At 30.5% G+C, this 23,537-nt stretch carries 16 protein-coding genes; 11 read left to right on the forward strand and 5 right to left on the reverse strand.

Features of this window, described 5'->3' with window-relative positions; all coding sequences use genetic code 4:
• Positions 1–9: 9 nt before the first annotated feature.
• From ACWXVN_RS01920 to ACWXVN_RS01935, 4 genes are all read left to right on the forward strand, one after another.
• Positions 10–1,368, forward strand: coding sequence for a M17 family metallopeptidase (locus ACWXVN_RS01920; protein WP_455978938.1), 1,359 nt, complete (start codon positions 10–12; stop codon positions 1,366–1,368).
• A gap of 1 nt (position 1,369) precedes the next feature.
• Entirely contained in the window at positions 1,370–2,725 is a 1,356-nt protein-coding gene (locus ACWXVN_RS01925) for a M17 family metallopeptidase (protein ID WP_455978939.1), read from the forward strand.
• Positions 2,726–2,982: 257 nt separating this feature from the next.
• Entirely contained in the window at positions 2,983–3,558 is a 576-nt protein-coding gene (locus ACWXVN_RS01930) for a hypothetical protein (RefSeq protein ID WP_438341390.1), read from the forward strand.
• Between the two features lie 61 nt (positions 3,559–3,619).
• Positions 3,620–5,524 carry an MIP family Ig-specific serine endopeptidase gene (locus ACWXVN_RS01935; RefSeq protein WP_455978940.1) on the forward strand — a complete coding sequence of 635 codons (1,905 nt, stop codon included), beginning with the start codon at positions 3,620–3,622 and terminating at the stop codon, positions 5,522–5,524.
• A gap of 33 nt (positions 5,525–5,557) precedes the next feature.
• Here ACWXVN_RS01935 and ACWXVN_RS01940 read toward each other — a convergent pair whose 3' ends face one another.
• Genes ACWXVN_RS01940 through ACWXVN_RS01950 form a run of 3 tightly spaced genes read right to left on the reverse strand, consistent with a single transcriptional unit; the run spans position 5,558 to position 6,897 of the window.
• Complete coding sequence (locus ACWXVN_RS01940) at positions 5,558–5,998, reverse strand: hypothetical protein (protein ID WP_455978941.1); 441 nt, start codon at positions 5,996–5,998, stop codon at positions 5,558–5,560.
• Entirely contained in the window at positions 5,982–6,404 is a 423-nt protein-coding gene (locus tag ACWXVN_RS01945; protein ID WP_455967728.1) for a hypothetical protein, read from the reverse strand. Before ACWXVN_RS01945 ends, ACWXVN_RS01940 begins: the two co-directional genes overlap by 17 nt.
• Before the next feature lie 7 nt (positions 6,405–6,411).
• Positions 6,412–6,897, reverse strand: a complete 486-nt coding sequence (locus ACWXVN_RS01950) for a hypothetical protein (RefSeq protein WP_455978942.1) — start codon at positions 6,895–6,897, stop codon at positions 6,412–6,414.
• Positions 6,898–6,988: 91 nt separating this feature from the next.
• Here ACWXVN_RS01950 and hrcA point away from each other — a divergent pair, with 91 nt between their 5' ends.
• The 4 genes from hrcA (at position 6,989) to ACWXVN_RS01970 (ending at position 11,759) form a co-directional block, all read left to right on the forward strand.
• Positions 6,989–7,990, forward strand: coding sequence for a heat-inducible transcriptional repressor HrcA (gene hrcA, locus ACWXVN_RS01955; RefSeq protein WP_455978943.1), 1,002 nt, complete (start codon positions 6,989–6,991; stop codon positions 7,988–7,990).
• A gap of 1 nt (position 7,991) precedes the next feature.
• Positions 7,992–8,855, forward strand: coding sequence for a nucleotide exchange factor GrpE (locus ACWXVN_RS01960; protein WP_455978944.1), 864 nt, complete (start codon positions 7,992–7,994; stop codon positions 8,853–8,855).
• A 138-nt stretch (positions 8,856–8,993) separates the two neighbouring features.
• A complete protein-coding gene (dnaK, locus tag ACWXVN_RS01965; RefSeq protein WP_455967730.1) occupies positions 8,994–10,796 on the forward strand; it encodes a molecular chaperone DnaK in 1,803 nt (600 codons plus the stop codon).
• 93 nt (positions 10,797–10,889) lie between these two features.
• Positions 10,890–11,759: a Cof-type HAD-IIB family hydrolase gene (locus tag ACWXVN_RS01970; protein ID WP_455978945.1), complete on the forward strand. Its 870-nt coding sequence runs from the start codon at positions 10,890–10,892 to the stop codon at positions 11,757–11,759.
• 169 nt (positions 11,760–11,928) lie between these two features.
• On the opposite strand, the gene ACWXVN_RS01975 is transcribed toward ACWXVN_RS01970, so the two are convergent.
• Together ACWXVN_RS01975 and ACWXVN_RS01980 are read right to left on the reverse strand one after the other, a co-directional pair.
• Positions 11,929–13,356, reverse strand: coding sequence for a phosphotransferase (locus tag ACWXVN_RS01975; protein ID WP_455978946.1), 1,428 nt, complete (start codon positions 13,354–13,356; stop codon positions 11,929–11,931).
• Between the two features lie 38 nt (positions 13,357–13,394).
• Positions 13,395–14,693, reverse strand: a complete 1,299-nt coding sequence (locus ACWXVN_RS01980; protein ID WP_455978947.1) for a CNNM domain-containing protein — start codon at positions 14,691–14,693, stop codon at positions 13,395–13,397.
• A 205-nt stretch (positions 14,694–14,898) separates the two neighbouring features.
• Between ACWXVN_RS01980 and ACWXVN_RS01985 the strand changes: the two genes are divergently transcribed.
• The 3 genes from ACWXVN_RS01985 to ACWXVN_RS01995 all read left to right on the forward strand — a co-directional run bounded on the left by ACWXVN_RS01985 (position 14,899) and on the right by ACWXVN_RS01995 (position 23,471).
• A complete protein-coding gene (locus tag ACWXVN_RS01985; protein ID WP_455978948.1) occupies positions 14,899–16,851 on the forward strand; it encodes a ribonuclease J in 1,953 nt (650 codons plus the stop codon).
• 96 nt (positions 16,852–16,947) lie between these two features.
• Positions 16,948–18,522, forward strand: a complete 1,575-nt coding sequence (locus tag ACWXVN_RS01990; protein ID WP_455978949.1) for a M28 family metallopeptidase — start codon at positions 16,948–16,950, stop codon at positions 18,520–18,522.
• Between the two features lie 305 nt (positions 18,523–18,827).
• Positions 18,828–23,471, forward strand: a complete 4,644-nt coding sequence (locus ACWXVN_RS01995) for a hypothetical protein (protein WP_455978950.1) — start codon at positions 18,828–18,830, stop codon at positions 23,469–23,471.
• Positions 23,472–23,537: the final 66 nt, after the last annotated feature.

Below are 23,537 nucleotides of genomic sequence, written 5' to 3' on the forward strand. Positions count from 1 at the left end.
GAGGTTGAAATGTTGAAAAACTATACTAATAAATTACCTAAAAACAAAAAAGTTTTGCAGGCTGTATATAAAAATGGCACTGCTCCAGAATTTATTTCACGCATCAAGGATAAAGTAACTTACGACAATGCCAACAAAAATTATTACGTTTATTTAGATGAAATTAAGAATTATGTTGAATTAAGAAAAGCGGTCGATAAAATCATAAATTCTGACTATGAATTTGATGCTATTGACTTAGACTCTTTTGTGAATGAAAAAATATCAAATGAAGACGTTTTAACTGCTTTTTACACACGTTATCCATTTTTTAAAGAAAATATTTACAATGTAAAAACTGAAAAAACCAAATCTTTCAAATATCCTACATTGGTTATGAGTGATGCCAAATATCGTTCTTTAGTAAAAGAGTTATTGATTATCAGTGAAAATGTAACAAGAACTCGTGACTTACAAATCACCCCGCCAAATGTATGTAATAGTGAATGATTGGCTGACTATATAGTTGAGGATTTTAGAAATCTAGAAAATGTTGAAGTACAAGTTTTAGGAAGAAAAGAAATCGAAGATCTTGGAATGGGTCTAATGTTGAGTGTTAATCGCGGATCAACTTTTGAACCAAGAGTTGTAGTAATTAATTACACAGGAAATACTAAAAAGACGCAAAGAATGGCTTTTGTTGGTAAAGGAATTACTTTTGACACTGGTGGAGTTAACACTAAAGGATATTTCATGGAAGGTATGAAATATGATATGTCAGGAAGTGTAATTGCTGCTTATGCTTTAAAATCAATAGCACAACTAAAACTAAAAGTAAATGCCAGTGCAGTGATGATGATTACAGATAACAGATTAGATGGTGATGCTTCACTACCTGAGAACGTGTATGTTTCAATGTCTAAGAAAACTGTTGAAATAGTTGATACTGATGCTGAAGGTCGTTTGGTTTTAGCAGATGGTAATACTTATGCAAAAGATGTTTTAAAAGCAAACTTGATTGTAGATGTGGCTACTCTAACTGGTTCAATGGTAAGAGCCTTAGGTTCAGTTTATAGTGGAATTTATTCAACTAGTGATGAAAATTGATTGCTTTTTGCGCAAGCGTCACAAATTGCAAGAGAAAAAGTTTGAAGAATGCCTTTACATGAAGATTTTCATAAATATAATCAAGAATCAAAAGTAGCTGATCTATTAAACTGTTCAAATGACACACCAAGTGATAGCAATACAGCTGCAATGTTTTTAAAAGAATTTGTTGACGATGTTGATTTTATTCATTGTGACGTGGCAGGAACTGCTGACAGAAAACAAATTCCGCAAGGTGAATTGGTTGCAACACTAACATATTTCGCAAAATTGAGAGGTTAAAATGACTAAATTAGAAAATCAAAACAATAATGCTTGATTACTAAAGGCCGACTATTCTTCAAAAGCAAAAAACAAGCACAAAAAAGTTGAAGAAGATGTTGTAACAAAACAAGCAAAACTATATTTAGATTTAAATAAATTAAAAAATGTCAGCGACTTTAGTCAAATTGCCAAAAATTTAGTTACAGATGCTAATCGTGAATACACTTTTGAGCTAGATTCTTTTAAAAACAACAAATTTGAACAATTAGACCAAATTCTCTACTGACTAACTTATGGTCTGGAATATGCAAAGTTTGACTCATTTACTTGAAAAAACAATGACAAAGTACACAAATTTGATCACAAGATTTTAATAAGTGAGACTAGTGAAGCATTTGACAAAGCTTATCAAAAAGCACTGATTGTTTCAGAAGCACATAACCAAGCAAGATACTATCAAGCAATGGCACCAAACATTGCCAACAGCGAATTTTTAGCACAGGAAATTGTTAAAAAATTTAAAGGGCTTAAAAACATAGAAGTAAAAGTTCTTTCTAGAAAAGAAGTTGAACAATTGGGAATGAATTTATTCTTGAGTGTAAACGCAGGTTCTGCTTATGAACCTAAATTAGTAGCAATAACTTATAAACCAAACAAAGACTCACAAGAAAGTTTAGCTCTAGTAGGTAAAGGAATCACCTTTGACTCAGGTGGTTACCAAGTAAAAACCAAAAAAGGAATGCCTGGAATGAAATATGACATGACAGGAAGTGTTGTGGCCGCTTTCAGTCTATGAGCAATAGCTAAACTGGGTGGAACTAAAAACATGAGTGCTATTTTGATGTTAACTGATAACAAAATAAGCTCACTTGCATCAACACCTGACACAGTGTATCGTTCAATGAATGGTTTAAGTGTTGAAGTTAACAATACTGATGCTGAAGGTCGTTTGGTTTTAGCTGATGGAATTACTTATGCTGTAAGAAATTTAAAAGCAACTCAAATTATTGATATTGCCACACTGACTGGAGCAGTAAGTTACTGTGTTGGAGAAACCTACAGTGGAATTTTTTCTTCGAGTCAAGAACTTTTTGATAAGCTAGAAAATGCTAGCCAAGTTGCTGGTGAGCTGATTTGACAACTGCCTCTAGATGATGAGTATTTAGAAGGATTAACTAAATCAAAGATTGCCGATTTATATAATTCAGATCCCTCTGGAAATGCAGGAAGTTGTACTGCTGCTATGTTTTTACAACAATTCAAAGAAAACGCAGATTTATTACATATTGACATTGCTTCAACTGCAAAGAAAAATAACTACTCAACTGTGCCTATGTTGTTGTCGTTGATTGAATTAGGATTACAGGAGGATTAGTCACAAAGACATTCATTAGTAGACTGAAAAAAGAATTTACTTTCAGTGTTTATGATTTAGCAGTATTCGGAATTTTATTAGCTCTTTACTTCATTATTGAGTCAATTGAAAGATACGCTTTTGTTGGTGCTTTTAAAATTTCTATTACTTACACTTTATTTATTATTTTTGGAATAGTTTTAGGACCAATAAAAGGAGCATTTTTATCATTTTTCTGTGACCTTGTCACACAACTAATCTACGGAATTCATTTTTATATGTTAGTTTATGCCATTATTCCACCTTTGATTGCTATTTTGGCATGATTGATGTTTAAAATGCGAAGCTTATCGAAAAAAACTATTTTTCTAACAGGATTTGGTACTTTACTGCTTTTAACAATTTTGTTTGTAGTATTCATAAGTACCCAGTACTCACTGATTCAAAGTGGAATGAGTGCTAAAAAACCAAAATTAGTAAGTATTCAGACAGTTATGATTGTTTCTAGTTTGTGTATTTTAACAATATGAGCAATCGCCATATTCTGTTTATTTATGAGTGAAAGAAAATCATTTCAAAACTTCTTTGTTATATTAATCATCGTATTTACAATAATTATTATTTTTAGATGGTTATGAGGACCTTTTGCATATATAACTTTTTATAATCGTTACTTTGCAAGAAGTTCAAAATGAGCGTATGGTGATTACTATTTCTATTTTATGATTCCGATAATGTTTAAAACATTAATTGAAATTCCAGTTTACGCATTCATTTTATTTGGATTGCAACATCTAATTATTTGAATGCAAAAGCAATTCAAAAATCAACAAAAAATGCGTTATTTTAATTAGTTAAAGCCCTCGGGCTTTTTTTCTTTTTGTCCTGCATTTCACTAGTATAATATTTGTAATTATGAAGAGAAAACTATGAAGTTTTATGACACCTTTAGCTTTGTTACCTGCCATTACTGCACCAGTTATGTTGAGTGCTTGTGATAATAGTGCTGAAAAGAAAAAAATAACTGAGCTTGAAATAAATATCCAACAATTAACTCAGCAACTAAATAACAACAAAGATATAATTACACAACTAAATAAACAGAGCCAAGACCAACTTAGTCAAATTCAACAACTAACTCAGTCATTGAGTAGTGAAAAGACTGAAAAAGAGTCAGCACAAACACAACTAGAGCAAAAAATTAAAGAATTAAATGATACAAATAGTCAAATTCTTGCTCGCAACGAACAAATAAGTTCTTTAGAAAAACAGCTTAATTCTTTACAAGACTCATTAAAAACTCTTAGTCAAAACTATCAGGACATTCAAAAACAGAATCAAGATCTGACTAAAGCAGTCGAAGATATTCAAAAAGATAATGATGACTTAAAGCAAAGTAATGAAAAGTTGCTTAATGAATTTAAATACTACTCATTTGACAAAGATAAATACTATAGTCAAAACCCACAACTAACATCTTTTTCAACAACTACTGAGTCAAAAAATAGTCAGTTAGTAACAAATCAAGACTATTTAAATTCAATTGCTAATCGTACATTTTCATTCACTATTTACACTCCTTCAAAAGATCCAAACAAGATTACTGCTAATGTTGGAACTACTTGACTTTTAGATTATAAAAACATTGCCGAAAACAAATGGCGTTTATATCTTGCAACTAATTATCACGTTGCTTTGTTATTTAGTCAATTAGATAGGGATTTTGACGAGTATAAACAACCTGATGTAACTAGACCAATAACAAGTATAAGTGTAAACTTCATAAACCCAGCAACTGGCAAAATAGTAGTAAACCAACTAGCTAAAAATGCTTGACCAAAAATATTTTATATGGCAAGAAACTTCATGGATAAATCAGCACTATCGTATCCTGATCCAGACAATGTTGATCACTATGCTGACTTTGCAGTTCTTGAATGAAACATTAACACTGACGAATTTCTAGATAATTGACTTTCGGATAATAAAAGATCTTTAAATGTCTTACTATTGAATCATATTCTTGATGCCAAGCAAGAATTTGATAGTTTAAAAAAATATGGACAAGAACATACTTTGACAAATATTAGTAAAGAATCAGCACCATATATGAACTTAGATTATGCAACAGTTCAAAGCATAGCTGATACGAATTTTTTAAACAGACAATACACAAAAGACAATATAACTTCAATCCAAAGAGCAAATGAGGCTTCGGAAGATGCAAAACAATATTTATCTTCTTGAACTAAATACACCGCCATTCCAAATGCAGTTTATTGAAATGGATTCTTTTTAGATAATAAGGCTAAGAATTTAGTTTCGCAAATTTACAACATCGATGACGAAAACTTGGAAGATATTGATTTTTCTAACTCGAAACCTGCCAACAAACTACTTTTTCAAGTAAAAAGTACTCTTAACAATCGCATTATCAGTGAAAAAACTTCATTCAATGGACGTGGCGGAGCAAGATATTACGGAATTCATTATCAAACCCAAGCCTTAAAAGGTTCAAGGGGTGGAACCAGCGGAACTATGGTAACTAATAGTGAGGGAATGACTATCGGCTTAGTGTTTGGTAACATGGTTGAACCTGTTTCATACACTGGTTCTGATGGCACTAAGTATGAACTAAAAAGCACACTTATCCAACCTCTGACAGTAACAAAACCAATTATTAAAGACAATATAAGAGTGGAAGCCTACAATTTAATTGATAATACTGATAAACAAAAATACCCTTATCAAAAAACGTCTTATCGTCAACAATTAATAGCGAAATATGGACCAAGCTACAAAACAGCATTATTTAGTTAACAAAAAAATCAGCCAAATTTTACAGGCTGATTTTTAATTGTTGTCTTTTTTAGAAATATCGTAAATTTGATTAGCAACTTTTGAAACTTTGATACTTTCGGGATTTGCAATGTACTCATCTTTTAGTTTTTGCAAGTTTCTTAGTTTTGCCATTTCAACTTCTTTTGAACCTTTAAAGTCAAAGAATAATAAAATTGATTGCATGAATGCTACAATTGCACTAAGAATTGCTACTGCCAAAAACAAATCTTTCAAAAGTTGTGTTTCATTTCAACGAATAGCAAACAAGTTTAGAAGAATTTGCAGTGAAGAAATGATCATAATAACTAGTGAAATCACAATGTAAGTAAGACGTGAAATGATGTATTTTTTGCGGTAAATTAAGTAGTTAGTTTTGCTGTTGTTAAGAACTGATAAGTCTTTATTGTGTGGGTTTTCAACTATTCAATCTTCATTATTATTTTTCTTCTTCATATTTTATCTCCCAGCTCATACTGCAAATATCACACACATTTTTATAGAATTTCAAATCACGATCTTTTGAAAAATACTCACCTATTTTTTGTTCATAAAGTACTCATTGAACTTTTAATTTTTCAATCCGTGATTGATATTTAGAAATTTTTACTCGTAGGGCGAAAAATGACATGATTGAAGTACAAAAAGTGGTGATTGCTGTGATTGCATTAGTGTATAACAAATAATCATTTCAAGAATTAGGACCGAACAGCTTACTTCCTGAATAAATTTGTAAAGTACTTAATATTGACAGCACTAAAGCAACTAAAAGCACAATAATATTTAAAGAAACAAATCAAAAACTTCAAATAATGAGTCTTTTTTTCATTTTGCTTTCATAGTCTTTGATTATTTTTATCAATAGAGAATTATTCACCTTTTTCTCCCCTCAGTGTTTTAATAACTATATTTTTAACTTTTTCATTGCTTTTGTTTTTTTCTAATGCCATTATTTCTTCAATGTTGTATTGATATTGTTTTTGTTCAAAGTTAGCATCATAAATGTAAACGTTTTTCATAAACTCGATCGACTCATACATCTTTTTATATGTATAAGTTTTAGCATATGTTTTGTAAATACTTTGTACTATAGCAAGAATGAAAATCAAAATTGTGAAACTAGCAACAATAATTGAAATGGTTACATTAACTTCAGCTGCTTTATTAGTTTTAAGAATTTGTTGTCCTTTGTAAATTGCAAAAGAACAAATGGCAATAATTGTTAAGTTAATTAAAATTATTAAAAAGTTAAAAAAAGACTGAAAAAAACTCTGAAATTTGATTCTTTTTGAAATTTGTTTGATTTCACTATCAAAGTAAGCAATCAGTTTTTCATTGATTTCTGGTTTGTTCATGCCTTAATTATAACAACTAATAATTTAGCACTAAGCAATTTTGACTGCTAAAATGGTGCTATTTTTTGTTATAATAACTTTCAGAGGTTATATGAACAGGTTAAAAGAAACAGAAGAAAATATTTTCAAATACATTGTTGAAGCCTACATTGAAACTGGTCAACCGGTAGGTTCTAAATTTTTATGTGAAAGATATTCTCTAGATTGATCGCCAGCAACAATTAGAAATATCATGGCTAAGTTGGAGCAAATCAATTTCTTAGCAAAAAACCATACATCGAGTGGAAGAATTCCTTCAACTGAAGGTTTAGAATATTACGCCAAGTTTCTAGCCTACAATCCAGAAAAATATTTCAAAGATCATTTAGAAGATTTACTAGCAAAAAGAAGATTGTCAATCAATTGTACTGTCGAACAAGCAGCAAATGCAATTAGTGAGCTTGCAGGACTTACTTTAGTAACAGTATCAAACAATGCAAACGAAGTTTTGAAATCAATTCAGTTAACTGTTTTGAGCGAAAGTAGTGCAATCATTGTTCTAGTAACATCAACAGGAAGAGTGGAATCGAAATTATTTAATTTTGATAACAAATTAATTGACATTAATGATGTTAGAGTAGCGGTGCGCTTATTCAAAGATCGTTTAATAGATGTACCTTTAATTGAGCTAAATCAAAGAGCAAAATTACTAGCACCAATCTTAGCGGAGCAAGTTAAAAATTACGAGCAATTGCTGCAACAATTTGTTCGCGAAGTCTTGACATTTGAAGAAACTATCAAATCGCGTGTTTACAACAAGAATCAAATTATCCTTTCACGTGACATAAGTCGTGAACAAATTACTGAAATTTTTGATCTTATTGAAAATCACTCAATATGAGAAGCACTAGAACGCGATTTAGACGAAGAAAATTCAATTAAATTCAATATCAATGACCAAAACGTAAGTGTTATATCAAAAAAAATTAATTTCAACAACAGCGAAAATATTCGTGAAATTTCTATTGTTGGTTCAAATAGAATGAATTATGGTGAAGCAATAGAGGCTATGACCTTAGTAGAAAAATTATTGATGTATAAAAAGGAAAAATAATATGGAAATGAAACAAAAAGAGCAAAAAATACACAAAAAATCACACGAAAAATTGCTTTTAGAAAAATTTGACTCCCTTAACGTTGAGTTTGAAGTTGAAACAACTAAGGATAAAAACATTGAAAAACATACCAAAACAATTGTTTTTGGTTTTTATGAATTAGGCCAAAAAGTTGAAGAATTACTGCAAAGAGAAGCAAAGCACATCAAGTTAGATAAAATTTATAAAACAGAAGAAGATAACAAGGAAACAAAATATAAATTAGTTGTAAAAAAAATTTACAAAGCCAATTCATACACTAAAAAAGATCGTGAGCAAATTGAACAATTACGTCAAGCCTTATTAAAAAAACATCAAGAATTAGCCTTGGCGAATTTGCAAGTTTTAGAGCAAAAGAATATAAATGAAAAAAATGTTGAAGATTTTAAACGAAAAATAGAAGAATTTCAACAAAAAGCTAGTGAAGAATTAGCGGCTTTTAAAGCTAAAAATTATGATCATATGCAAAATGAAATGGCAGAAAATAAAAAATATGCTATTCAAGGCTTTGTTGAAGATATTCTATTACCTTTAGATAATATTGAAAAAGCGGCCTCAGCAGGATTAAATAGTCAAAATCCTGAAGTTCAAGCATACACGAAAGGTTTTGCAATGCTGCTAGGGCAAGTGGAAAATGTAATGCAAAATTATGGAATTAGTAAAATTATTCCACAAGTAGGTACTGATTTTGATCCTTATACACAACAAGTTTTTGAAACTCAAGATGCGGGACTGGAAAAAGAAAAAATCATCGCAGTTAAAAGCATTGGTTACAAACTACACGATAGAGTTATCAAGCCAGCATTAGTTGTTGTACAAAAATAACATCTATTCATTAGGCAAGGTTAATTTCTTGCCTAAAAATTTAAAAAAGAAAATTTAGCACTCTAATGTTGCAAGTGCTAAAAATATGGTAAAATATAGTTAGCTTATTGAATTAACAAAAAATTTAAGGAGTTTATTATGGCAAAAGAAATTATTTTAGGAATTGACTTAGGAACTACAAACTCAGTTGCAGCAATTATTGAAAACAAACAACCTAAAGTTTTAGAAAATCCTAATGGAAAAAGAACTACACCTTCAGTAGTAAGTTTTAAAAACGATGAAATTATTGTAGGAGAAGTGGCAAAAAGACAACTTGAAACTAACCCTAATGCAATTGCTTCTATTAAAAGATTAATGGGAACAAGTCAAAAAGTAAAAGCAAATGGAAAAGAATACACACCAGAACAAATTAGTGCAATGATTTTAAGTTACATTAAAGACTATGCAGAAAAAAAAGCTGGACAAACAATTAAAAAAGCAATTATTACTGTTCCTGCATACTTTGACAACGCACAACGTGAAGCAACTAAAAACGCAGGAAAAATTGCTGGTTTAGACGTTATCCGTATCATTAACGAACCAACTGCAGCAGCTTTAGCTTTCGGTCTTGATAAAGATAAACAAGAAAATCAAAAAGTTTTAGTATTCGACCTTGGAGGTGGAACATTTGACGTTAGTGTTCTAGAAATGGAAGAAGGAACATTTGAAGTTCTTTCAACATCAGGAGACAACCACTTAGGGGGGGACGATTGAGACCACAAAATTGTTAATTGAATGGTTGAAAAAATCAAATCAGAATACAACTATGATCCTTCAAATGACAAAATGGCTATGGCCCGCTTGAAAGAAGAAGCTGAAAAAGCAAAAATCACATTATCAGCATCACTAGTTGCTAACATCTCATTACCATTTTTAGCAGTTACATCAGAAGGGCCAATCAACGTTGAATTAGAACTAAGTAGATCAGAATTTGAAAAAATGACTCAAGATCTACTAGATAGAGTAAAAAAACCTATTTTAGATGCTCTAAAAGAAGCAAAAATTGAAGCCAAGGATCTTGATGAAGTTCTTTTAGTTGGTGGTTCAACTAGAATGCCAGCTGTGCAAGAATTAGTTGAAAGAGTTTTAGGTAAAAAACCTAATCATTCAGTTAACCCAGATGAAGTTGTTGCAATGGGTGCAGCAATCCAAGGTGGAGTTCTAGCTGGAGACATTGATGACATTCTATTATTAGATGTTACTCCGCTAACTTTAGGAATTGAAACCGAAGGTGGAATTGTTGCTCCTTTAATCCCACGTAACTCAAAAATTCCTGTTACAAAATCACAAGTTTTCTCAACTGCATCAGACAATCAAACTGCTGTTTCTATTGTTATCGTGCAAGGTGAAAGACAAATGGCTTATGACAACAAGATTTTAGGGCAATTTAATCTTGAGGGTATTGACCCAGCTCCTCGTGGAGTTCCACAAATCGAAGTAAGCTTTACAATTGATGTTAATGGAATTACCACTGTTACTGCTAAAGATAAGAAAACTAATAAAGAACAAACTATTACTATTCAAAATGCAAGTCAATTATCAAACGATGAAGTTGAAAAAATGGTTAAAGATGCTGAAGAACATCGTGAAGCTGACCAAAAACGTCGTGAAGAAGTTGAAACAAAAGTCCGTGCTGAATCAATGATTAATCAATTAGAAAAATCATTAGCAGAACAAGGTGACAAATTAAATAGTGATCAAAAAATCAAAGCAGAAGCAGAACTAAAAGAATTAAAAGATTTATATGAAGCAGGAAAATGAGCAGAATTAAAATCAAAAATTGATTTATTTGAAACACAAATGCGTCACTTCCAAGAACAAATGCAAGCAAGTGGAATGAAACCAGAAGACTTGGAAAATATGATGAATAACCAAAACAATGAACCTAAGGAAGAAAACTAATCCCTCAAGTTTATTAAATTATCTAAATGTGGCACTTGCCACATTTTTTTCAACAAATAATGTTATAAAATAACTAATTAGTAAGGAGTAAAAATGAGCAAAATTATCAAACCAGTTATTTTTAGCGACATGGATGGAACTTTATATGGCAAAGATTTTGTAATAAGTAAGGATACAAAACAAGATATTAATTTTGCAATTCATAGCTCGGAAGAAAACCTTAACCCAGGAGACTTCAATCTGGCGACAGGAAATCCTTATTTTGAACGGGTAGCAGAAGTGTGCCAACAATTAGGAGTAAGGTTTGCAATATGTTCATCCGGAGCGCAGATTTTTGATGTTCAAAATCAAGAATTTGTGTATGAAAGATACATAGATGTTGATAAAGTAAAACGAATTATCAATGTTATTAAAGAAAATAAGTGACCTACAACTTTTTTTAACTCGAACAAGTATTATTACTTGAATATATCGGATAATAATTTTCTTGATTATGTTACTGATTTTCACTTTACTAATAAAGAACAAAAAAGTATCATTTCAGAGTATAAAGATGAATCGCTAGAAGAGATTGTTAAAATTGAAATTTGAGCCGAAAGTTCTAAAGAACGTAACCAAATTGCTGAGTTATTGAGACCTATTTCTGAAGATGTAGTTGTTGGTAATTTTGTAGTAGAAGTAACACCAAATAATGTTTCAAAAGCTAGTGGTATTGAGTTTTTACAAAGCACCATTTATACGCAACATTCATTTGAAGATTTTATGGCTGTAGGCGACAGTGGAAACGATGTATCTATGCTTTCATTATGTGGTTTTTCTTATGCCATGGCGAATGGTGATAGTAAGATTAAAAAACTTGCTCATTTTCACACATCATCAGTTGAACAAAACGGACTTGGTGAAGCAATTATTGATTACTTGTACCGTTTTGATAACATAGTTAAAAAATTCTTACTCCACTAAAATAAAGCAATTTGACATCTGCAAGAGAATATTTTCTCTTGCTTTTTTTTATATAAAAAATGCAGTTTTACTTAATGTTTGACGCATAAAACACTCTTTTTGGGAAAATTACAAGTCGTTAAGACAATATAAAAATCTACTCAGCCATTGACTGAGTAGTCTGCAATTTTTATTTTAAATATTCTTTATATTTATTTATATTGTTGATATTAACACACAAATTGAATTCGTCATTGATATCAAGAGATCACAATAAACCGTAGAAATTAACTAAACATTTCAATCGATAGTATTCACTTCAATCAGTTACTTCTTCATAACAAGACAGTAAATATTTTTCTTGTTTGTCAGTCAAAAAAGCGTTGCTTGAAAAATATGCAAGGTCGAAATATTTTGTGTTAAAACACACATATTCTAAATCAATAAATTTTATTATTTCATCTTTTGTATAAATAATGTTTAAAGGATTTAGATCATTGTGGCTTACAACATTGCTATCAAGTAAATGAAAATTTTCTAATAATTTTTTCTTTAAGTTTTCATCTAATTCTTCAATTTTGGGATGATAATGATACTCGTGAAACCAAGTTTCGACCCTATCTGATACATTATTATGTTCAACATTGATATTCGAGTAATGCATTTGTTTTAAAGCTAAGGCTATCTTTTTCAATATCGTTGGACTGCTAATTTCAAAGATGGTATTTTTTATGAAATCACGAACTACAATTTTGTCATCTTCATAGACAACATTTGCGTTTCAAGGTTGATTGTTAAAAATCATATGATTGTTAAGATGATTGTATTCGTTGTATTTTTTAAACTGAATGAATTTATCATTTAGAACATAACTTTCGTTTGTTAGTCCGCCTTTTATCTGTTTTAAATTCGCATTGTTTTGTAACAAGTTAACATATGTTTGTTTGTAAGCATAGAATCTAAACTGTTCACATAAATACTCAAAATCAGTGAAATATTCTTCACTCATTCCAAAGCTTTCTTTTAAAAGTTCTTTGTCAAAACCATTTTGATACAAACTTAGTACATCAAAAGCTTCATTACATTTGCGCACTCATTCAAAATCCAGTAACACTATTTCATTGTTGTTTGTTAGCAAAATATTTTTGAGTGCAAGGTCACCATGTGATGTAACAAGTGTTTGGTCTTGATATTTTTTAACCAATCTTTTATATTTAGGATCTTCAATGTGATACACATCTCAGTCAAAAGTAGCAACATCAATGTTTTTGGTGTGAAATTGTTTGACTTTTTCAATTACCTTTTGTTGAATTTCAGTTGTTACTCTTACTTTGTCTAGCGTTTTACCTTCATATCATTTTTTTATTAGTATTCCTTCGTTGTAGTACAAAATGTCTTCCAGTTGACTGAAAACTTTGTTTTCATTTTCTCAATTAACAAAATCATTGCTAGGAATTCTTAACTGTACTGTTTGCCCTTTAAATATTGCTTTAAATGTTACATTATGAAAGCCTTGATAGAAAAATTCAATATTGTCTAATTGCTTTTTATTGATGAATTGTTTGAGAATTCCCTGATATTTAGGTGCTATTTGATACTCATTCAATAAATTATCCATGTAATAATTTTAACAATAAAAAAGTTGCTGCTGCAACTTTATAAAATGTACACCTCTATCAATCCTGGACTCTTTTCACTCTTTGATGTTTCCAATACTTTGAAGCTTACGTATTCTTCTCATTCATATCTATCATTTTTTCTAAGCTTGTGTTCTAATTTTGTTTCTAGTCACTGTTCTAATGAAAGATTCAGTTCATCATCCGACATTTCGTTGTCAATTTCCAATTGTTTGAATAATTGTTTCATTGTGATGTTTGCTTTAGCTCGAGAACGCTGTAAAGAAATTTCATAAATGTCTTCATCGTTGTCATACTCATCATATATTTCTCCAACTAATTCTTCCAAGATATCTTCTATTGTGATGATTCCTATCACTTCACTTGATGAATTGTTGGCAGTAACAAAGGCCATTTGTGCTCTATTTAGACGCATTTTTTCAAGCGCACTTGACAGCGACATGTTAGCAGTAACATTAGGTACCATTTTTAGATAATTAATTACTTTTCCACTTTTTTTATTGAAAATATCTTTTAAGTGAACAATTCCAATTAATTCACCATTTTTAACTACTGGTAAACGTGAATACTGAGTTTCTGCAAATAATTCAAAAGCATCAACAAGTGAAGCACTTGATTTGATAGTTTGTACGTTTTTCAGTCTGATGTAGTGAGTCGAAACTTTAGTTGAATCCAAGTCAAGTGCTTTTTGAGTAAGAATTGATTCTTTAGTTTCTAAAACCCCTTCCTCGCTGGCAATATCTAAAATAGATTTAATTTCTTCTTCTGAATTTGTTATCAGTGCTTTTTTACCGATTTTAGAAATTAAGAAAGTTAGTGGATAAGAAATGATGTATAAAAATTCAATGAAATAACAGAATATTTTTAAGTATCCAATAGGGTGTGATTTAGCAACAATTTTTGGTGTTATTTCACTAAAAACGACAATTAATGGGGTCATAACAGCAGTAGAAATTACTGGAATTAAGTTATTACCTGCCCCCATTCATATTCCTAAAATGAATGAGGTTAGTGTTGAGGCACCAATGTTAACAGCATTGTTAAATAATAACAAGGTACTCAATGTTTGGTTGAATTTATGATAGTGTTTTTGAATAATTTTTGCACCACGCACTTTCTTTTCCACTAACATATTAACTTTTGCTAAATTCAGTGATGTATAAGAAGTTTCTGCTCCTGAAATAATCCCTGAAATAGTCAACAATAATAACAAAATAACAAATAAAACGATTTGGATTGGTGTGGCAATAGTAGTACTTGTAGTAACACTAGTACTATTTGCTAAATTTACCAAAATCTGCTGGGAGTCTTCTAACATATATTTTCCTTTTTATATATAAATGTACTTAAAATTTTACTAAATTTCCTTTTAAATGTTTGAAGATAACTTACAAGAGATCCCACAATGATTTAAAGAAGCAAAAACTATGGGAAGAAAAATGCTTTTGAGTTATAATTGTATAAGTTTTTATTTTGAAAAATACTATAAATTCGCAAAAATAATGGACATTTAGGAGAAAAAAATGACACCGACTAAATTATGAGGGCTAGGTGGAATGCAAGAGATTGGAAAATCCACTTTAGCAATCGAACATGAAGATGTAATTTTCATTCTTGATTCAGGAATTAAATTCCATGATTCTTTCACTACAGGAATAAAGGGTTCAATTCCTGACTATACATATTTACACGATAACAACAAAAAAGTTCAAGGACTTTTCATTACCCATGGACATGAAGATCACATTGGGGGAGTTCCTTACTTAGTACAGCAAGTAGACGTTAAAAGAATTTTTGCACCAAGAATAGCTATTCAATACTTAAAACTAAAATTTAAAGATTTAAAACTAAAAGTAAACGTTGAATTCATTGAACTTACCGCAGATTTTGAATTCAAAATAGGCAATGTCAAAGTTGATACTTGAACAGCACAACACTCAATTCCAGATGCTTTCGGAATAAGATTTACTACCCCAAATGGTTCAATAATGTGTACTGGAGATTTCAGAATTGATTACACACCTATTGGTAATTTAACTGATTTCACTAAGCTGCATAAAATGGGTGCAGAAGGGCTAGACATTTTACTAAGTGACTCAACAAATGCAATGCGTCCAAATCACTCACCAAGTGAAAAAGACATTTTAAAAGACATTGAAGAGCATATGTTAAATGCAAAGAAAAAAATTATCGTTACTGCATTTGCTTCAAACTTAACAAGAATAAAAGCAATTATTGAATTAGGTTCGAAAATGAACAAAAAGGTTGTTGCTTTTGGACGCTCAATGGTTCAGGGTATTGATATTGGACGGCGTTTAGGTTATATAAATGCTCCTGATGAAGTTTTTATCGATAAAAAGAATATTTCGAAATATGATGATAATGAATTGTTGATTTTAACAACTGGATCACAAGGTGAAGAAATGGCAGGGCTTGCTAAAATGTCTTACCAAAAACACCCCCAAGTTACTATTAAAAATGGTGATGTAATTATTTTCTCTTCTTCACCAATTCCTGGAAATCGTTCAAAAATCGAGCTTTTGGTCAACCGTTTATATAAACTAGGAGCAATTATTAAAGAAAATGGTCCAGATGGTTACCTACATACATCAGGACATGCTTACAAAGATGAACATAAAACCATTTTCAATATTGTCAAACCCAAATACTTTATGCCTTACCATGGCGAGTATCGGATGAGTGTAGTACATGGTCACACTGCTATTGAATGTGGAGTTAAGCCAGAAAATGTTGTAGTTGCTAAATTGGGTGAAGTTTATGAACTAGTTAATCATGAACTAAAACTAAGTGACCAACGCATTTATACTGGTCCTGTGTTTATTGATGGTGAAGTTGTTTCAAAAGTTAACACTCAAATTTTAAAAGAAAGAATGGAATTGGCAGCTAATGGATTTGTGCATGTGATTTTAGCTATTAATAAAGAAAAAAATATTATTTTAGGGCGTCCAAGAGTTGTGTCTCGTGGAGCTTTCTATGTTAAAAACTCTGCTGATTTAATTGAAGAAAGTAAAAGGTTAGTTCACAGTGCTGTTTTATACACAATTAGAAACAAAAAAGACTGAACTGTGCCTGAAATTAAACAGTTGATAAAAGATCGTTTGGAACCATTCTTCTACAAAGAAAAACGTCGTAATGTAGTGGTAATTTCAACAATTTTAATAGCTGATGAAACTGTAATGAAAGAAACGAAAAGTCCCGCTAAAAAACAAAGTAGTAAAAAAAGAGTTGAAGAAAAAATTGCTGTCAAAGCTAAAAGTTTAGAAAAAAAAGTGAAATTAGAAACCACTAAACCGAGAACCAAAAAGCAATTAGCTATTAACCAAGAAACTCAAGACTCAAAAGCATCAACAAAAATTGAGTTGAAAAACCAAAAACCAAAAACTACGAGAAGACCACGCAAAACAAATCAACCAAACACCACTAAAATTGAAAAAAGTACTCAGGAACAGGCATAATTTGACCTGTTCCTTTACTTTTTATTTCTCTTGTTTATAATTTAATTAGGACACTTTTTAAAAGTTTGTCTAATAAACAAAATTTGTAAGGAAGAAATGAAAAAAACACATAAAATGATACTTTCAGGTTTGGCACTTGCGAGTATTTTAAGCCCACTTTCAGCAGTTATGCTGTCTTGCCAAAACATTGAAAAAAGTAAGGATGGTGTTGATATCAATAAATTTGTTACAACTAAAATTTTCAATGATCTTTTAGAACAAACTAAAGGACGTTGAGCTGGAAACAAAAGCAACATTACAAACTACAACAGTGAAACGTTTGCAATTGATCAAGAGCAGTTGACAAATAAAAACTTGAAAAGGTTGTACCCTTTGGATGCTGATGTAAAAGAAGATAAAAACTATGGTAGTTTGCACGCTTATGAATACATCAAGCAACAAGTTATTAATCTAGGATACACTGACCATACTCCAGAATTTTCATACCCAAATCAAAGCGTAATTTCAGTTTCTAAAGATGAATCAACAAGCAAAGAAGTTGCAACTTGAACATTAGGTCAAGATACAAGTGAATCGCAACTATCTGACAAAACTTGAATTGTTTACAACAACTCTTTAGAGCAAAGAAATAGATATCATGATTTAATGAAAAAAGATGGATTAGTTTCACAAGGTTTCTTGTTCCACACTTCAAAGACATATAACAACCTTGGAACAAATCTTATTGTAACAGTTAACCCAAGTTCTAAAAACTTTGAAGCAGGAACTGAACCAAAAGATTTCTATATTGCTTCACACTATGACTCAACAGCTCAAGGACCTAACAAGAGTTCTTGAGGAGCGACTGATAATGCAACTTCAGTTGCAGTAAATTTAGCGCTTCTGAAATATTACTCAGATGAAAAAAATCGTGAAGACTTAGGAGTTAGATTGCACTTTGTTTTTGTCGATGCTGAGGAATTAGGAAAACTAGGTTCTTATGCATTTGTTAAACAATTTTTAAGTAGTTCAGATAACAACAAAAATAGTATGAAAGATAATTCCGTTGGAATGATAAATCTTGATACTGTTGCCGGTGGAGATGTATTGTATGTTCACTCACCAGATGCTAAAATGTTTTACTCAAATACAGATAGCACAATTAGAGATCAATTACATGCCATTTCAAGAGCAAAAAGCTTACTCGCTAATAGACCAGATTATCTATTAGAAATTCACCCATACTACACTGCAGGTGAATATAAACCAGGACAGACTGGTGATTGATCTGATCATGCCCCGTTTTGTACTGAAGTAGTTATCCCTGTCGCTTACATAGAAGCAACAAACTTCGCTATTAAATCAAATTATGGTTCTTTTGATGGATATTCGCAAGTAACTAATCCGAAAGCTTGAATTACTAAAGATGGAAAAAACGTTGAGCTAGTAAAAAGTAAATTAAATGGTTCAATAGTTGATGTTTATGATCTACCAGAAGGAATAAAAAGAGAAGATATGGTAGTTGCTGGTAACATTTGACACTCAGACTTAGACCGTTTAGACTGAGTTCAAGCAAACATTGGTAACAAACTATACGAGCAAATGAATGTTGTTTATGAACTATTGATTGACTACTTTAAAATCATTAGTGTTAAAGATAATGAAGGTAAGGTTGTCAACTTACTAATTTAGCACCAAAATCACTCATGCTACTGACAAGAATTTAGTTAGTCAGCACTGAGTGTTTTTTTTTTTTTTTTTAAAAGTTTCTTGTTCAAATTAATTGAAAGTTATTGTTTTGAGGATTTTTTTGACTTTTGCGTTTAAAAGTTTGTGCAAAAAATCGAGAATAAAAACAAAAAGACTTATTTATGAGAACAAAAAGGACAAAAAGAAGGTCATATTGCAACTTTTTTGCACCAATTTGTTTTTTTTTTTTTTTTTGATATACTTCAAAAACTTTTTTACACATCATCTCTAAAAGTCTAAGGAATTTAATGAAGAAAACTAAAAAAATGGCAATCATCCTATCGATACTAAGCACACTAGTTATAGGAGGTTCTGTTGCTTATGTGATAGCATCACGTTCGCATCAAAAAACAAGTGCTTTAAACACAAAAAATTTAGATAAAACATTGCAAGAAGTTGCAATCTTTTTAACAGAAAATAACTCTAACAATGAATACCAAGAATTGAATCAAAAATATGAATCAGTAATCCAATCAAAGAATAGTTATACAAATCAAAGTCAGATTGAAAAAGATAACAATGATTTAACAGACTTACTAGCCAAAGCAAAAGAGAATCTAGCCTACAGAACAGAGCTAAGAGAAAAACAAAAGCAAGCAGTTTTGCAACCTATTGAAGAAAACACAAAAGTAGTGACTGAAATTGACAATTTCATAAAAGATAATCAAAACAATCTTTCAGAAGAAGAAAAACAACAGCTAACTGATTTCATAACAAAAAATAAAAATGACATAGCAAAAGCCAGTGAAAATAATGATGCTGACAAAATTCAGGAATTAACTAAAGAATTAAACGATAAATTGTCCAATGTTAAGTCACAAATGACTCAAAATAAAGAAGTTGCTAAAGAACAATCACGCAGTAAATCATCAAAAGCAAGCGAATTGATTGAAAAATTAGATGAAAATCAAAAAGAACAATATTCTAACTCTATTGAGTCAAATACAGCTTCTGACAATGATAATTTAAAGGCTATTATTGAAAAAAATAAAGATTTAGACAAAATTATCAGTGATATTAACAATCAAATTATTGAAAATACTCAAACAAAAGAAGCAAACGATGCTTCTCAACAACAAGCACAAAATTTATTAGAGTCATTATCTAACAACACTGACGTTGATACTCATTCACTAAAACAAAAACTACAAGAAGCTATCGAAAAAAATAATAGTGATTTTGTTAACTCGTCAACTACTGAAAATAAAAAACAAGCTACTAACAATTTAAACACTGAGATTGAAAAAATTCAAAAAGAATTTGAAAGCTTGAAACATCGAAAAGCTGTTGGTGATGCAAACAAACTTATTGATTCATTGAGTAATTCTGATACAGACTCAAATCTAAAGAATAAATTACAAGATATATTGAAAAATAATTCAGTTGCAAGCGACGGTTCAACAAGTAATTTAGAAGACATAACCAAGAAAATTAATAAAGCAATCGAAGAAATTAAAAACATTCAAAACCAAGAGTTACAAGAAGCTAAAAATAATTTAGAAAAGTCACTAGATAAGGCTCAAGAAACGCTTAAATTTTTGGAAGAACTTAATAAGCAAAAACCAAGTAATGCACTGAGTGAAAACATTGAAAAACTGAAGAAAGCCTTGCAAGATCAAAACACAGTTGATGCAAAGAACAAGCAAGCATTAACAACACTAAACAATGCTATTAATCAAGCTGTTGAAGATGCTAATAACGAAGTCAAAGACTTGCAACAACTAGCAAAATCTAACTATGATAAGCTCCTAACTAGCGTTAAAGAGTTAAGAAAAAATAGCACTGATGAAAATTTAAATGCATACCTAGACAAAGTAATTGAAGACAATTCAAATCTAAATAACCCAACTACATTGACATATAACAAGGCTATTGAAAATCTAGAAAATGCTAGTGCTAGAGCACAACAAGCTAAAGGCTTTAATACTGAAAAAGACACCATTTTAGACTGAATTGATGCGAATAGCTCTAGTGTTGATCCTAAACTTATAACTGACCTAAAAGACAAATTAAAAGACATTAGTAAAAATTTTGATAACAATTTCAATAATCAAAACTCAAAAGCTAGTGATTTAAGTAATCAGGTTCAAGCATTAAAAGATGCACTTAACAAAGCAAAACTTGAGAACAAAAAGAATGAACTGGATAATCTACAGTCAAAAGTAAACAATGAGTTAAAAGATAATGATAATGATCCAAAAATCAAAGCAATAAAAGACGAGTATGACAAGCTGTTAGAAAAAGTGAGAAATTTAAACACTGAGTCACAAATAAGTGATGAAACAGTTAAACAACTTGAAGAAACTACTGACAAATTAAAACAACAATTAGCCAAAAGTTTAGAGCAACAAAAAGGTAATGATCTGATTGCAAAAGCTAAACAACTACTTGATGGCAATAGTAGTCTAAATCAACCAAAAGCAAAAAAAGAACTAAGTCAAAAATTAGGTACTTTAAAACAAAAAATCGAAAACAACGAAATTAGTCAGGAAGACTTAGGAAAAGCAGTCGAAGATCTTAATAAAGCCATTGATGATGCACAAAAAACTAACAGTGACTTAAATTTAAAAGACAAGATTGAAGAAACAAACAAAGTATTAGAAAATCTTCCTGAAGAATATAAAACAAAACTAAAAGAAAAAATAAAAGAAGTACAAAATGGTACAAAACTTGAAGATTTAGATAAAGATCAAATTGATAAGTTATTAAATGATTTAGATCAAAGTCTTAACAAAGCAAAAGTTGATAATAGTAAAGAAATTCTTGACAAAGAGTTAGAAAAAATCAACCAGCTGACTGAAAATAACGCAGAATTAAATCAAAAAGCGAAAGAATTAGCAGACAAAGCTAAAAAATTGGCTTCACAAGATAGTATAAGCGATGCTGAAATTAAAAAGTTGGAAGAGGAAATAAAAGAATTAGATCACGACATTGATAAGCAAAAAGGCAAAGAACTAATAAAAGATATTGAAGACTTTGTCAACAGCCCTTCAAGTAACCAAAATCCTAAGACTGAAATGACTAAATTGCTAGATGAAGCAAAAGATTCTATTGAAAGCAGTAAAACTTCTCCTGAAGAATTGAAACAAAAACTTCAAGATTTAAAAAATGCATATACTAATGCTCAAAATGAGAATGCCAATATAAATCTAAAACAAAAAATTAGCGATGTTGAAGCGTGACTAAACATAAATTCTGTTGAAAACAATCGTTTAGTAAATAGTCCTTCTAATTCTTCTGGTATTCTAAAATCTTCACTAACTAGCTTAAACAGCGCCCTATCGGATGCAAAGGTTAAAAGCAATTCGAACGAACTTAATAAAGATGACTTTGACACAATAACAGAAGATTTAGATGCTAAATTAAAGAGAGTAAGACTTGCAAAAATTATTGAAAGCATTAATGTAGAGAACAATGCTTCATTGAATAAATATGTAGAAAAAGCGAAACAACAAGGTTACTTGACTGAAGTATCTTCAATTTCAGAAAATTCAAAACAATTAATAAATGAAGCGCAAATAGATACATCACAAGTAGTAAATTTGGAAAACCGTTTGGACGCATATAACTTGAATATTGCTAAAGAAGGAATGAAATATTACTCAAATAAAGTACAAAATTTCGCAAATCAACCTTCGACAATGCAAGAAATTAAGTCAAAAGCTAATGCTTTGGTGCAAGAGTTAAACGATGCAATTGGTAAAGAAAATATCAATGTAAGTGAAGCTAAACAGTGAATAGGTGATGCAGATGCAAGACTAAATAATCTTGAAGATGAAAATAAGAACATATTAAAAAATAAGATAACTAACCTAGAAACTCAGGTAAGCAGCTGATTATCACAAAACGCTGCACAACAAAACTTAACAACAACACAAAAAGCACTCAAAGATCAGCTAAATTCTACTCAGTCTGCTAAGAACTCTAATTCAGCAGCAACAATGTTTGAATCACACCAAAATTTAAGTGAGAAATTTGAAGCAGCTAAGATTGAACTTATTAAAAACAATGCTACACTAGTAAAAACTAATTTGGAAACAACATTAAGCGAAACTAATTCGTTACTGAAAAAAGTTAATAATGATTTTGCGTCTCAAGATATACCAGAAAAAACAAATCTAGCAAATATTAGAAATGAAGTGACTCAAGCAATAAGTGAAGCAAGTTACTTAATTAACTCAGATTCGCCTTCAAAAGAAAAAGTTGATGTACTAACAGCAAAAGCTAAAAATTTTGCAAATTCTAAACTAAAAGAAGAACAAAGATTAAACAATCGTTTATCGTTAAAAAACACTATTGCAAGTATAGATGGCCCAAATGATCCTAAACTGACTGAATTTATAAATAATATGTCATCTAAATATACTGAAAAGCTAAATGATCCAAATACGCCTTTAAGCGAATTAAAAGACATAGCTAATAAGCTGAATAATATTAATAATATAGTTTCTGCTAAGAATACATACAATAAACAAGCTAATGCCATTTTATATTATGCGAATAAATATCCTGGTGCAGCTTATGTATCTGATGTTAAATGAATGTTAGCAAAATATAATCCTATGGCTAATGAACAACTAAGAGAAGATGGAAACCCTGGACTCATTTGATCGTACAAGAGCAAATTTTTCCATGCCTTGCCTGCTATAAATTGAGCAAATAAAGAAGGATTCTGAGTAGCGGACGCTTTATTATGAGAGCTAAGACAAAATGGATCACCATATACACAAGAATTAATTGAAGCCATTGAAAATGCAAACCACTTAGATGGAAAAGATATAAATGAAACTAATGTCAAAGAACCGGTAAACAAATTGCAAAGAGAAATTGAAAGAATCAAACAATTGGAACAAGAGCGTCAGGAAAAATTGAAAACCAGTGAGCAAAGCTAGATAGCAAAAACATTCAAAAAAACAAATAAACTCTTTTTACTCCACTAATGTGGAGTTTTTTATGCT

Source organism: Mycoplasma sp. 4044, from assembly GCF_053851695.1.